Origin of the sequence: Luteibacter sp. SG786, from assembly GCF_011759605.1 — a bacterium.
Lineage (GTDB): Bacteria > Pseudomonadota > Gammaproteobacteria > Xanthomonadales > Rhodanobacteraceae > Luteibacter.
The window spans coordinates 223,640-236,056 of the sequence record NZ_JAAOYX010000002.1; the positions used below are offsets into that span (position 1 = coordinate 223,640).

A 12,417-nucleotide genomic window follows, 5' to 3' on the forward strand; every position below is an offset into this window, starting at 1 on the left:
CCCCCCACACGCCCACGTGAACCCGACCATCCTCAGTCCCGAACTTCCGGCCGGCGCAGAGCCGGCACGAGCGCGCATCACCGCCGCCTGGCTGCGCGACGAAACCGAGGCCGTGAACGACCTGCTGGCCCAGGCCACGTTGCCGCCGACCGAGCGCGAAAAAGTCATCGACGTGGCGGCCGGCCTGGTCACGCGAGTTCGCGCGCGGGCCAAGGACCAGAGCGCGGTGGAATCCTTCATGCGCCAGTACGACCTTTCCTCGGAGGAAGGCGTGCTGCTGATGTGTGTTGCCGAGGCGCTGCTGCGCATTCCCGACAAGGCCACGGCCGACAAGCTCATCCGCGACAAGCTCGGCGAAGCGGACTGGAAGAAGCACCTTGGCCAGAGCGAGTCGCTGTTCGTCAACGCTTCCACGTGGGGCCTGATGCTCACCGGCCACCTGGTGAACCTCGCCGAGGAAACCCGCCACGACTTCACGTCCGCCCTGCGCCGTCTGGTCGGCCGCGCGGGCGAGCCGGTGGTGCGCCTTGCCGTGCGCCAGGCCATGCGGATCATGGGCCACCAGTTCGTCATGGGCCGTACCATCAAGGAAGCACTGGACCGCTCCAGCGAAAAGGAACACGCGGTTTATCGCTATTCGTACGACATGCTCGGCGAGTCGGCCCTCACCCAGGCCACCGCGGAGCGCTACCAGCAGGACTACCGCGACGCCATCAACGCGCTCGGCGCACGCGGCCCGTTCCCGAACAACCTGGAAGCCCCGTCGATCTCGGTGAAGCTTTCCGCGCTGCACCCGCGCTACGAGGTGGGCAATCGCGCCCGCGCCCGTGCCGAACTCGGCGCGAAGCTCCTCGAACTCTCGCAGCTCGCGTTCAAGAACGGCATCGCGCTTTCGGTGGACGCCGAGGAAGCCGACCGCCTCGAACTCTCGCTCGACATCATCGGCGACGTCTTCGAACACCCGTCGCTCGAAGGCTGGAACGGTCTCGGCATCGTGATCCAGGCGTACCAGAAGCGCGCGCCGTTCGTCATCGACTGGGTGACCGAAAAGGCCCGCGCCACCGGCCGCCGCTGGTTCGTGCGGCTGGTGAAGGGCGCCTATTGGGACGCCGAGATCAAGCGCGCCCAGGAAGGCGGCCTGCCCGGGTACCCGGTGTACACGCGCAAGCCCAACACCGACGTGTCCTACCTCGCCTGCGCGCGCCGCCTGTTCGCCGCCGGCACCGACGCGATCTATCCGCAGTTCGCCACGCACAACGCCCATACCATCGCGGCGATCCACCATATCGCCCAGGGCCGTCCGTACGAAAACCAGCGCCTGCACGGCATGGGCGCCGACCTCTATGCGGAAGTGATCGGCAAGGACAAGCTCAACGTCCCCTGCCGCGTATACGCCCCCGTGGGCAGCCACGAGGATCTCTTGCCGTACCTGGTGCGCCGCCTGCTCGAGAACGGCGCGAACACCAGCTTCGTGAACCGCGTGGTGGACGAGAGCGTGCCGGTGCGCGATCTCGTGGCCGACCCTTGCGAGATCGTCCGCGGCTTCGCGTCCATCCCCCACCCGCGCATCCCCCTGCCGGTCAATCTCTACGGTGAACTTCGGAAGAACTCCATGGGCATGAACTTCGCTAACGACAACGAGCTCAACGAACTCGCCGATGCCGTGAACCGCCACAGCGGCCCCTGGAATGCCGCGCCGCTGGTCGCCGGCGGCGCCGTCTCCGGCACGAGGATCGAGGTGACCGACCCCTCCGATCGCCGCCGCATCGTCGGCACCGTGGAGAACGCCGACGCCGGCATGGTCGACAAGGCACTGGCCGCCGCCGTGAAGGCGCAGCCGGGCTGGGACCGCCTTCCGGCGGCAAGCCGCGCGGCGATCCTCGAGCATGCTGCCGAACAGCTCGAGCACAACCGCGCCGAATTCATCGCGCTGTGCGTGCGCGAGGCGGGCAAGAGCCTGCCCGACGCCATCGCCGAGATCCGCGAGGCCGCCGACTTCCTGCGCTACTACGCCACCATGGCGCGCCGCCTGTTCGGCCAGCCGGAGCAGCTCCCCGGTCCCACCGGCGAAAGCAACCAGCTGTTCCTCAACGGGCGTGGCGTCTTCGTGTGCATCAGCCCGTGGAACTTCCCGCTGGCCATCTTCCTCGGCCAGGTGGCCGCGGCTCTCGCCGCCGGCAATTCGGTTATCGCCAAGCCGGCGGAGCAGACCTCGCTCATCGGCCATGAAGCCGTGAAGCTGCTGCACGCCGCCGGCGTCCCGACCGACGTGCTGCAATACCTGCCGGGCGACGGCGCCACCGTGGGTGCGGCGCTTACCCGCGATCCGCGCGTGTCCGGCGTGGCCTTCACCGGCTCCACGGAAACGGCCTGGGCGATCAACCGCGCGCTTGCCGCGCGCAACGCGCCGATCGCCGCCCTGGTGGCCGAGACCGGCGGCCAGAACGCCATGATCGCCGACTCCTCCGCCCTGCCCGAGCAGATCGTGAAGGACGTGATCGCCTCCGCCTTCCAGTCGGCCGGCCAGCGCTGCTCCGCCGCGCGCGTGCTGTTCGTGCAGGAAGACATCGCCGACAAGGTCATCGACATGCTCGCCGGCGCCATGGCCGAGCTGAAGGTCGGCGATCCGGGCCTGCTCTCGACCGACGTCGGCCCGGTGATCGACGAGGACGCGCGCAAGATCCTTGTCGAGCACGTCGAGCGCATGGAGCGCGAGGCGAAAAAGATCGCCGAAGTGCCGCTGCCGGAAAGCACGGCGCACGGCACGTTCTTCGCACCGCGCGCATACGAGATCCCTTCGCTGGCAACGCTCACCCGCGAGATCTTCGGGCCGGTGCTGCACGTGATCCGCTGGAAGGGCTCCGAACTCGAGAAGGTGGTCGACCAGATCAACGGCACGGGCTTCGGCCTCACGCTGGGCGTGCACAGCCGCATCGACGACACCATCGAGTTCATCCAGAGCCGTGCCCGCGTCGGCAACTGCTACGTCAACCGTAACCAGATCGGCGCGGTGGTCGGTGTGCAGCCGTTCGGTGGCGAAGGCCTCTCGGGCACCGGCCCGAAGGCCGGCGGTCCGCATTATCTGCTCCGCTTCGCGGGCGAGCGCACGCTCACCATCAACACCACGGCCGCCGGCGGCAACGCTTCGCTGCTGACGATCGGCGAGTAAATCTCGCTCACTGGAAAGCAAGGCCACGCTCGCGAGAGCGTGGCCTTTTTTCTTCACGCTCTGCGAAAGGTTCGCTGCGTGGGGCTCGGCTTCGCCATCGCATTGGGGCCTGAGCGTGGCGGCGAGAGCCCTCGGCCATTCCCCTCGGCGCTACGCTGCGGTGTCGCTTGGGAAAAGAGGGCCGCTGCGCGGCCAGTGTCTTATTGCTTCGCCCCGGCGCGCACGGACGGTCGGCGGGGTTTTCCGACTCGACATCCCTGTCTCGGCGGAAAAGACCGGCCATCCTGGCCGGTCCCCTGCGGGCCTTGTCCGCCAACCGCCCTCACCTCCGCTACCCGCGCCGAGGGGAACGACCGAGAGCTCTTCCGGGCGCTGGGTCAACTCAAAAGGAAGCACAATCCGCCTTGGCTGGGCGCCAGACGACAAACGTCTTGTCGCTCTTTGTAAGGGTCTCATGCCCAGCGCGTGACGCCGGCCATCCCGCAAAAAATGTTCTGCTTCCATCATTTGCACTGGTTGCGGCGTATCCCAGTGCAATCGTCTCCGCAGGTAGCAAACCGTCGCCTCTTATGCCGATTTATGTGCGATCAGTGCGTTCTTAGATGTGCTGAGAAGGAAACACCTTCGAAGCTCGACGTATATTGCGAGAAGGAGCGGAACGACTACCCGGCACGAATGAAGGAATGGGATGAGTACGAGCGGTTGTCGCAGGAGGCGCGCAAGCGAGGCGAGTAGGAATATCTACTGCGTTCACTGCTCACGAAGAAAAGGTTGCCGGACGAAAAATATCGAAGTCCTGCCGCCGACAAGAGCGCGCTGGCTTTCCTTGCACAACACCCCGGTGTCCGAAGGAGCCCTCGGCCGTCGCCCTCGGCGCGGGTAGCGGAGGTGAGGGCGGTCGGCGGACAAGGCCCGAAGGGGGCCGGCCAGGATGGCCGGCCTTTTCCGCCGAGACAGGGATGTCGAGTCGGAAAACCCCGCCGACCGTCCGTGCGCGCCGGGGCGCAAGCCATAGGACACTGGCCGCGCAGCGGCCCTCCTTTCCCAAGCGACACCGCAGCGTAGCGACGAGGGCGACGGCCGAGGGCTCCTGCCGCTATGCCCCGAGCGTGACGCGATGGCAAAGCCGAGCCCGTGATAAGTCCTGCGAAGAGCCATTCTCAAGCTCTACAATGTCGAAAGCATCCAGGAGCGGAACCTTCCAAGTGAGTCACGAAGCCATCGTCAATCCCTCGGTCCGTCAGAGCGAAGGGAACCACGCGCGCACGTTCGCCGAAGCGCAGCCGTTTCGTCACGTGGTCATCGACGATTTCCTGGAGCCCACGTTCGCCGACGAATTGCTGCGTGAATTTCCCGCGTTCGAGAAGGGGAATTACATCGGTGACGACGGTCGTCCGGGTGGCAAGTCGACCGTCGACGCCATGCCGCAGTTGGGACCGGCCTATCGCCGGCTCGACGAAGTTATCCAGACACCTGAGTTCCTTGCCTACATCGGGCGGATCACCGGCATAGAGGGACTCCTGTACGACCCCTTCTACCTTGGCGGCGGCACTCACGAGAATCGCAATGGACAGCCGCTCAGTGCCCACATCGACTTCAACTACCATCCAAGCGAGCGCTGGCATCGCCGGCTCAACCTCATCGTCTATCTCAACCGGGAATGGCAGACGGACTGGGGCGGCCTCCTGGAGCTGTACCGTGATCCCTACGCCGACCCCCAGCCATCCGTGCGCGTGACGCCGCTGTTCAATCGCTGCGTCATCTTCGAAACCACCGAATCGAGCTGGCACGGATTCGATCCGATCCGACTGCCCGCCGACAGGCCCGACCTGTCGCGAAAGTCCATCGCGCTGTACTTCTACACCAAGGACCGCCCGGCCGAGGAAACGGCAGAGCGGCACACCACGCATTACGTCAACCGGCAGCTTCCGGAGCACTTCAGTGCCGGTCATACGCTAACCGAGTCCGACGTGGCCACCCTGCGCGAGCTGATCTCGGTGCGCGACTCGCACATGAAGAATCTGTACGAAGAGAACGGACGTCTTCTCCAGGCTCAGGACAAGGGAATCGCGGGTCACATCCTCTATCTGATGAAGCGCCTGTACGTACGCTACCGCCGACGCATTTCAGCCTCGCGGTAATCGCCCCGCGCTGCCGTATTCGTGCAGTGCACAAATACGGCAGCAGATACGCTTTCCTGCTGCCTCGAGCGCATCGCGCGTCGCGACAGGTTTTGTTTTCAGGAGAGCCAGAAAAGCATGCAGCTGAAAAACCTGGCCATCGCAACGATGGCCGTCTTTACCTGTTCCACCACCGCAGCGCAAAGCGCCAGCGAAAGCTTCGACCACCTTCCCCCGCAGCAGATCTCGCCGGAAAATCCGCTCGTTCTCGATCATTTCCGGGTGGAGCTTCCTCTGGGAGGCGTGGCCGTCGTGCGCCCGGCCGAGCAGGACGACGAACTGACTTCGGGCATGGTGCTGGGAGCCCATGAGGACTGGACGCTCGCGAACCTCATGCTGCATTTCGACCAACCCTGGAGCCGCATCACGTTCTCTCTTGTCTTGCCGCCGACGTCGGAGACGAACATCCGTTCGCTCTTCATGCTCTACGGCAAGGACGCGGGCAGCCCGTTTTCGAACGCGACGCTCTTCTGGCACGGCACTGACCGCCGCCACGTGCGCGTGGAGCTCCTCCGCAACGGCAGCGAAGAGCCCTTCCAGCGCGTGATGCTTCATCTCCTTCGTGGCGCCTACGTCGACAATATCTCGGTGGACGCGTCGCGTAACGTCTTCGACCTGGCCGACGAATAGCGGCAACCGGCAAACGCGGCGCATTTCCGGCACCGCGACGCCAAGCCCCTTCCCTTTCCCGCGAAGGGGCATTCTCATATCGCTGGCGGAAGGAACCGCATCGCCTATGCTGGCAACGAGCGACATCCACGGAAGGAAGCAAGCCATGACCATGGAATCACGATCCGGAAAGGACGTCCTTTCCGCGCTGCACGGCAGCAAGGGCGCCGCCGCGACGGCCCCGTACACCGAGACGTTCGGCCATGCCGCCACACGCACGCTGGCTGCAAACGAGACGCACGATCTCGGCGAAATTCTCGTCGTCACCGGCGAAGAGCCGCTGTTGATCGTCGACGACGACGACGACGGACTTGCGCTTACCGTGATGCATGAAGGCAAGCCCCGGCTGCGCAGCGCATGCAAGCTACTGTTCCGTCACGCTTACCAGCACGTGTCCTTCCAGGTTGAGATGGAGGACCGGACTGCGGACGCACATATCGGCCTGCTAAGGCACACCACGCTGACAGAAATGCAGGCCTTCACGCTCCACCGGCCCAAGCCGCTGCGCACCCAGGAGGGCAGCCGCCTTCGCCATACCATCGACTACCACGCGCCCGCACTCGACGAAGTACAGGGCATCGTGTGGCGCGGCGGAAACCTCAAGCTCAGTCACATTCACCTGGAGCCTTGATGGCAGGAGTGAGCCTGCGCGCAACGGCTTTTCGCGGCACATCCGGAGCTGGCGCGCCAGCTCCGAGGTTCGGCGAAAAACTCAGCGCGCGCAGGGCGCGCTCCTACTTCAGGCCGCGATCCTTCAGCATCGGTTCGATGCTCGGGTCCTTGCCGCGGAAGTCGCGGTAGAGCTTGCCGAGTTCCTCGGTGTTGCCGCGCGAGAGGATCTTGTCGCGGAAGATCTGGCCATTTTCGCGGGTAAGGCCACCGTGTTCCTTGAACCACTCGAACGCGTCGGAATCGAGCATCTGCGTCCACAGGTAAGCGTAGTACCCCGCCGCGTAGCCATTGCCCCAGATGTGCTGGAAGTAGCTGGAACGATAGCGCGGCGGCACCTGCGGCAGGGTGAACCCGGCCTGCTTCAGCGCATTGGCCTCGAACGCGTCCACGTCCTGCTTCGGACCGCCGGCGGGCAGCATGTGCCAGCGCATGTCGAGGAGCGCGGCGGAGATCAACTCGCTCATCGCATAGCCCTGGTTGAAGCTCTTCGCCTTCTTGATCTTGGCCACCAGTTCAGCCGGCATGGGCTCGCCCGTCTGGTAGTGCTTGGCGTAGTTGGCAAACACCTTCGGATCGGTGGCCCACTGCTCGTTGAACTGCGACGGGAACTCCACGAAATCGCGCGCGGTGCTGGTGCCGGAGAGCGACGGATACTGCGAGTTGGCGAACATGCCATGCAGCGCGTGCCCGAACTCATGGAACATCGTGGTCACGTCGTCGAACGACAGCAGTGCCGGCTGTCCGGCCGCGGGCTTGGTAAAGTTCGTGACGTTGTACACCACCGGCTTCGTGCCGAGGAGCTTCGACTGGTCGACGAGGTTGCTCATCCAGGCGCCGCCGCCCTTGTTATCGCGCTTGAAGTAGTCGCAATAGAACAAGGCCATGGACGTGCCGTCCTTGTCGAACACTTCGAACACGCGCATGTCCGGCTGCCACGTCGGAATGTCCTTCCGCTCCTTGAAGGTGATGCCGTAAAGTTGGTTGGCGGCATAGAAGACGCCGTTCTGCAGCACGTTGTCGAGTTCGAAGTACGGTTTGATCTGCGACTCGTCGAGGTCGTACTTGGCCTTGCGCACCTTCTCCGCGTAATGGTCCCAGTCCCAGGCCTGCACCTGGAATCCGCCCTTCTCTTCGTCGATCGCCTTCTGGATGTCCGCCGACTCGGCCTTCGCGCGCGCCACCGCCGCGGGCGCGAGGCGCTCCATGAACTTCTCGGCGGCGTCGGGAGTCTTCGCCATCTGGTCGTCGAGCTTCCAGGCGGCGTAATTCGGGAACCCGAGGAGCTTCGCGCGATCCGCGCGCAGCTGGGCGATGCGGGTGACGATCTCGCGGGTATCGTTGGCATCGCCGTGTTCTGCACGCTCCCACGACGCCTTGAACAGCTTCTCGCGTGTGGCCCGGTCGTTGAGCGCCTGCAGCGCGGGCTGCTGTGTGGTGTTCTGCAGGGTGACCACGTACTTGCCGTCGAGCTTACGGTCCTTTGCTGCCAGCGCGGCGGCCTGGATGTCGCCCTCGGACATGCCGTCGAGCGCCTTCGGATCGTCGACCACCAGGGCGCCGGCCTTGGTGGCTGCAAGCAGCTGGTTGGTGAACTTCGTGCTGAGGGTGGACTCCTCCTTGTTGATCGCCTTCAGTTTCTCCTTGTCCGCCTGCGAGAGCTTCGCGCCCGCATGCACGAAATCCTTGTACGTTACCTCCAGGAGGCGTGCGGATTCCGGATCGAGGTTCAACGAATCGCGCTTGTCGTACAGCGTCTCCACACGCTTGAACAGCTTGTCGTTGAGGTAGATCGCATCGCTGTGCGCAGCGAGCTTAGGCGATTCCTCTTCCTCGACCTTCTGCAGCGTGTCGTTCGTGTTCGCACCGGTGAGTGCGCTGAACGCCGCTTCCGCGCGCTTGAGCAGCACACCCGACTTCTCCATCGCGACGATGGTGTTCTCGAAGGTGGGCTCGTCGGACGAATTGGCGATCGCCTCGATCTCGGCGATCTGCTGCTTCATGCCTTCTTCGATCGCCGGCTGGAAGTCGGCATCCACGATCTTGTCGAACGGCGGGGCCTGGAAGGGAAGCGAGCTCTGGGTCAGCAGCGGATTCACGTGCGAAGCCTGTGCGGTAGGGGCGGTGCCGGGGGCGGCCGGAGCCGGAACCGGGGCCGCCTTTTCGGCGTCGTTGGACGAGGAGCAGGCGGCGGTGAGTGCGATCGACGTGGCGATCGCGAGCAGGCGGAGCTTCGGCACGGGCTTGTCCCCTTGAGCGGTGAAAAGCACCGACTCTAGCGGCCCGCGCCGGCCTGGGACAACCGCCACAGGTCAGGCCTGCGATCACCGCGTGTCGCGAAGCTCCCAGCTCGATCCGATCAACAGGTTGAGGCGATGCTTCACGATGCGCATCGGCAGCGACGTCGTGAGCTGCACGTCGGTACGCCCGTTGGAAAGCTCGCCCTTGGCCGAGGCGCCCGCATCGGTGACGCCCAGGGACGGGTCCACCTCGTCGGGCTCAGGTTGCTTGGCGCGCCAGCGCTGGAAAAGGGCATCGCCCCGCATGGCGGCGGCGATGTCGGCGGCGAGCTTGTCCGGGCCGATGCCCTCGAAGGAAAGCTCGGGGTCCGGGCCCTTCGCTTTTTCCATGTCCTTGACGGAGAGAAAGTAGGTCGTCATGGGTCAACTAGTTAAGCGGGTCGGTGTGAAGGGGCCGTCAGGCGAGCGACGCGACGTCGAGCATCACGGCCGCGGAGGCGGGCGCGACGCGGTAGGGCAGCACGCCGAGGCATGGCGCGGGCAGGCATTCGCGCAGCGTGGCGATGTTTTCCTCCAGCAACGGCATGGTCGGCTCCAACACGTTCGCGATCCATCCGGCGAAACGGCATCCGTCGGCCTCGATGGCTCGCGCCGTGAGTCGCGCATGGCTGATGCAGCCGAGCCGTATGCCGACCACCAGGACCACGTCGAGGTCCCAGCGCCGGGGTATGTCTTCCATCGACATACCGTCGCCCAGCGGAACCATCCATCCGCCCACGCCTTCCACCACCACGCGCTCGTAGTCGCGGACCAGCGCCTGGAACGCGGCATCCAGGGGCGGCCACGCGATCCGGATGCCCGAGCGGAGGGCAGCGAGGTGCGGCGCCACCGCTTCCTCCAGGGCGATCGGGTTGACCAGGGCGTAATCGGGCGGCGGCAGGCTGGCCGCCTGCAGGTCGAGCGCATCCTGATTGCGCAAGCCGCTGCCGCCGGCCCGCGCGGAACCGCTGGCCACGGGTTTCATGCCGGCCACGCGCTCCCCGGCCAGTCGGAACGCATGCACGAGCGCCTGCGCGCCGTGGGTTTTGCCAATGCCGGTGTCGGTACCGGCAACGAAGAGGTGCCTGGGCATGGATAGGCGGCCTTGCGGAAGCGGGGACGTGGCACCATACACGGCTTCTGTCCACGAATCGCACCGGTACCGCCATGTTCGAAGCCAAGGCCATCGCCACCGACGACAAGGCTGCCCTGTACGCCGAGCTGGTCCAGCAGGCGGAAGGCCTGATGCACGGCGAACCGAACGCCATCGCCAATGCCGCCAACTTCGCCGCCCTGGTCTACGATGCCGTGCCGGATCTGAACTGGGCAGGCTTCTACCTGTTCGACGGCAACGAGCTCGTCGTCGGACCGTTCCAGGGCAAGCCGGCCTGCATCCGCATCGCGCTCGGCCGCGGCGTGTGCGGCACGGCGGCGCAGACGCGCCAGACCCAGGTGGTGCGCGACGTGCACGAGTTCGCCGGACACATCGCCTGCGATGCCGCATCGAATTCGGAAATCGTGGTGCCCCTGGTCAAGGCCGACGGCACCCTCTTCGGGGTATGGGACGTAGACAGCCCCTCCGTGGCGCGCTTCGACGACGAAGACCGCAAGGGCATGGAGGCGCTGTGCCGGGTTTTCATGGCCACGCTGGGCTGACCCTGCCCTCTGTGGGAGCCGCTTCAGCGGCGATGGGTGCTTGCGGCAAGGCTGCCCGCTGCCGCGGGATCGCCGGCATAGCCGGCTCCCACAGGGTTCGCTCCTACAACTCGTGGGGCCGCGGGGTCGCCAGGAGTTCCATGATCCGCGCACGTGCCTCGTCCACGCCGGTTTTCGCCGTGGAAGAGAAGATCTGCGCCGTGCCGGGTACGCCGTTCTTGCGGAAGTCCTTGCGCAGCGCCTCCAGCGCGGTCGACGCCTGGCCGCGCGACACCTTGTCGGCCTTCGTCATCAGCACGTGGCACGGCAGCTCGGTGGCCGCGCAGAATTCGAGCATCGTGCGGTCGAAATCCTTCAGTTCGTGACGGATGTCCACGATCAGGACGATGCCGCGGAGGCTTCGGCGCATTTTCAGATACGCGTCGATCTCGCCCCGCCAGTGCTGGCGCATCGCTTCGGGCACCTTGGCGTAGCCGTAGCCGGGAAGATCGACGAGGCGCGCATCGAGCGGCGCGGCGCCCTCCACCTTCAGCGGCGGCAGATCGAACACCACCATGAGCTGCGTGCGGCCCGGCGTCTTCGAGGTACGCGCCAGGCCGTTGTGCCCCGTCAGCGCATTCAGCGCACTGGACTTGCCGGCGTTCGACCGCCCCGCGAAGGCCACCTCCGCCCCCTGGTCGTAGGGAAGCTGGGTGATTTCATGGGCGGCAAGGACGAAGCGCGCGCCGTTCAGGGGATTCGAAGACATGGGTACGTAAAGCGCCTGGGGTGCATCGATAACGAAGGTCGGGGAGTGTATGCGATCGGGTCGCGGCGCGCCTGCCGACGCGGTTTGACCGGGCTCTCTCGCGCCCGCCATAATCTTTTGGTTGAGGCGCGGCAGGGAGCGCGCCCCGGTCCGGAAGGTTCCCCTTTGGAGAGACTTATGAAGTTTCGGCACGCCGCCGCTGCCATCACCGCGTTGCTCGTCATGAATGCAGCTGCGGCCCAGACCGCCGCCCCTGCGAAGCCGGCATCCACGCCGGCTCCCGCCACCGCCGAAGCCAAGCCGGGTGCGAACGCCGCCACGGATCCGGCCACGCCGGGCATGCCGAAGGCCGAGACGCCCACCGCACCGGCCGGTGCCGAGGCCACCGCCGCGCTGAAGCCGGGCGACGCCACGGCTGGCCAGGGCAAGGCCGCTGTCTGCGGCGCCTGCCATGGTATGGACGGCAACTCCACCGATCCGCAATACCCGCGCCTTGCCGGTCAGAGCGAGCAATACATCGCCGCGCAGTTGGCCGCCTTCAAGTCGGGCAAGCGCATGAACCCGATCATGATGGGCTTCGCGCAGCCGCTGTCCGCGCAGGACATGAACGACCTCGGGGCGTATTTCGCCACCAAGACCTCCCTGCCCGGCGTGGCCGATCAGGCCCTGGTCGAGCAGGGACAGACGCTGTACCGCCAGGGCGACACCGACCGCGGCATTCCGGCCTGCATGGCCTGTCACGGCCCGGACGGCCGCGGCAACCCGGGCGCCCACTACCCGCAGGTCACCAGCCAGCACGCCAAGTACGTCGAGGCGCGCCTGAAGGGCTGGCACGACAACGGCACGCAGAGCGACGACCCGCACACCAAGATCATGGCCGGCATCGCGCAGAAGCTCGACGAGAAAGACATCGCCGCCGTGGCGAGCTATCTCGAAGGCCTGCACACGAACGAACCGGCCGCTGCCGCGCCGGCCACGCCCTGAAGGCGTTAAAGTTGGACGATCGAACGGGCCTTCGGGCCCGTTCCTGTTTAAGAAGGTAAGAAA

Annotated in this window: 10 protein-coding genes; 6 read left to right on the forward strand and 4 right to left on the reverse strand. The window is 65.8% G+C overall.

Annotation, left to right across the window (positions count from 1 at the left end; all coding sequences use genetic code 11):
• Positions 1–16: 16 nt before the first annotated feature.
• The 4 genes from putA to FHS47_RS12845 all read left to right on the forward strand — a co-directional run bounded on the left by putA (position 17) and on the right by FHS47_RS12845 (position 6,649).
• Positions 17–3,169, forward strand: coding sequence for a bifunctional proline dehydrogenase/L-glutamate gamma-semialdehyde dehydrogenase PutA (gene putA, locus FHS47_RS12830; RefSeq protein WP_167028448.1), 3,153 nt, complete (start codon positions 17–19; stop codon positions 3,167–3,169).
• A 1,205-nt stretch (positions 3,170–4,374) separates the two neighbouring features.
• The gene (locus FHS47_RS12835) at positions 4,375–5,310 is read left to right on the forward strand and encodes a 2OG-Fe(II) oxygenase (protein ID WP_208381989.1); all 936 of its coding nucleotides are present in this window, start codon (positions 4,375–4,377) and stop codon (positions 5,308–5,310) included.
• A 117-nt stretch (positions 5,311–5,427) separates the two neighbouring features.
• Complete coding sequence (locus FHS47_RS12840) at positions 5,428–5,979, forward strand: hypothetical protein (protein WP_167028454.1); 552 nt, start codon at positions 5,428–5,430, stop codon at positions 5,977–5,979.
• 145 nt (positions 5,980–6,124) lie between these two features.
• Positions 6,125–6,649 carry a hypothetical protein gene (locus FHS47_RS12845; protein WP_167028457.1) on the forward strand — a complete coding sequence of 175 codons (525 nt, stop codon included), beginning with the start codon at positions 6,125–6,127 and terminating at the stop codon, positions 6,647–6,649.
• A gap of 103 nt (positions 6,650–6,752) precedes the next feature.
• On the opposite strand, the gene dcp is transcribed toward FHS47_RS12845, so the two are convergent.
• The 3 genes from dcp to bioD all read right to left on the reverse strand — a co-directional run bounded on the left by dcp (position 6,753) and on the right by bioD (position 10,059).
• Entirely contained in the window at positions 6,753–8,927 is a 2,175-nt protein-coding gene (dcp, locus tag FHS47_RS12850; RefSeq protein ID WP_167028460.1) for a peptidyl-dipeptidase Dcp, read from the reverse strand.
• Positions 8,928–9,011: 84 nt separating this feature from the next.
• Positions 9,012–9,347, reverse strand: coding sequence for a hypothetical protein (locus tag FHS47_RS12855; RefSeq protein WP_167028465.1), 336 nt, complete (start codon positions 9,345–9,347; stop codon positions 9,012–9,014).
• A gap of 37 nt (positions 9,348–9,384) precedes the next feature.
• Complete coding sequence (gene bioD / locus FHS47_RS12860) at positions 9,385–10,059, reverse strand: dethiobiotin synthase (protein ID WP_167028468.1); 675 nt, start codon at positions 10,057–10,059, stop codon at positions 9,385–9,387.
• A 74-nt stretch (positions 10,060–10,133) separates the two neighbouring features.
• Between bioD and FHS47_RS12865 the strand changes: the two genes are divergently transcribed.
• The gene (locus tag FHS47_RS12865; RefSeq protein ID WP_167028471.1) at positions 10,134–10,622 is read left to right on the forward strand and encodes a GAF domain-containing protein; all 489 of its coding nucleotides are present in this window, start codon (positions 10,134–10,136) and stop codon (positions 10,620–10,622) included.
• A gap of 103 nt (positions 10,623–10,725) precedes the next feature.
• Here the strand turns inward: FHS47_RS12865 and yihA are convergent, their stop codons facing one another.
• Positions 10,726–11,370, reverse strand: coding sequence for a ribosome biogenesis GTP-binding protein YihA/YsxC (yihA, locus tag FHS47_RS12870; protein WP_167028473.1), 645 nt, complete (start codon positions 11,368–11,370; stop codon positions 10,726–10,728).
• A 177-nt stretch (positions 11,371–11,547) separates the two neighbouring features.
• Between yihA and FHS47_RS12875 the strand changes: the two genes are divergently transcribed.
• Positions 11,548–12,354 (forward strand): c-type cytochrome, encoded by an 807-nt coding sequence (locus tag FHS47_RS12875; RefSeq protein WP_208381990.1) that lies wholly within the window; start codon positions 11,548–11,550, stop codon positions 12,352–12,354.
• Positions 12,355–12,417: the final 63 nt, after the last annotated feature.